The organism is Oleiphilus sp. HI0067 (genome assembly GCF_001635735.1).
On record NZ_LWFI01000426.1, the window covers coordinates 1 to 981 of the forward strand.

Below are 981 nucleotides of genomic sequence, written 5' to 3' on the forward strand. Positions count from 1 at the left end.
TCGCCATCGTTATGGAACACATAGACTCGCGGGTGCTCTAATTATTTATCGACAATACTAATGGCTTCGATATTCTCGGAAACACTTTTAATTCCCGGCACTATCGATGTCATTCCTCGACAAATAATACGAACAGACACGCCCACTTTAGATGCTTCGTACAATTGCGCAATAATTTGCTTATCGGTGAGGTTATTACACTTAATAATGATCTCGGCTGGCTTGCCTAATTTGGCATTCGAGATTTCATTTTCGATCAAGCCCACTAAGCCTGAACGCTGTGTAAGTGGTGACACCATTAAGTGTTTATAGGCGTGGCGGCGATAGGTGTAATTGATAAAATCAAACACATTGGCAACGTCTTTGCCGATCTCTTTATTGCGTGTCAGTAAACTAAAATCGGTATAAATCTTGGCGGTTTTCTCGTTAAAGTTTCCTGAGCCAATGTGCGTATAAATGCGCGGTTTACCATCTTCTTTACGTGTTATGGCAATTAGCTTGGTATGCACCTTTAAGCCGGGCACGCCAAATATTACGTTCACGCCGCCATCTGTTAGCTGATTTGCCCACGCAATGTTATTGGCCTCATCAAAACGCGCCTGCAGCTCAACAACAACCGTTACGTTCTTCAAATTACGTCTTGCTGACAATAAGGCGTCAACGATGCGCGAATGCTCTGCTGCACGATACAAACATATCTTAATCTCTGTAACCGCCGGATCTATCGCGGCCGTTTTCAGAAGATCAATTACGGTATCAAACGAATGATAAGGGTAGTAAAGCAAGACATCTTTTTGACGAATCAAATCGAACAAGTTGCCTTTGAAATCAGCTAAAGCCGGATGGGTAACAGTATCCATTGGCTTGGCATCAATATAATTTGGACCAACGCTCGGAAACCCAATAAAGTCCTTCGAGTTATGATAACGACCGCCCGGCATCAGACTGTCGTAACGCCCCAGACCAATGCGCTTAGTCAGT

General features: G+C 43.7%; 1 protein-coding gene. It reads right to left on the reverse strand.

The window, feature by feature from the left end; translation table 11 throughout:
• Positions 1-41: 41 nt before the first annotated feature.
• Positions 42-981, reverse strand: a 940-nt coding sequence (locus A3739_RS04955) for a phospholipase D-like domain-containing protein (RefSeq protein WP_231877014.1), incomplete at its 5' end; no start/stop codon positions are given.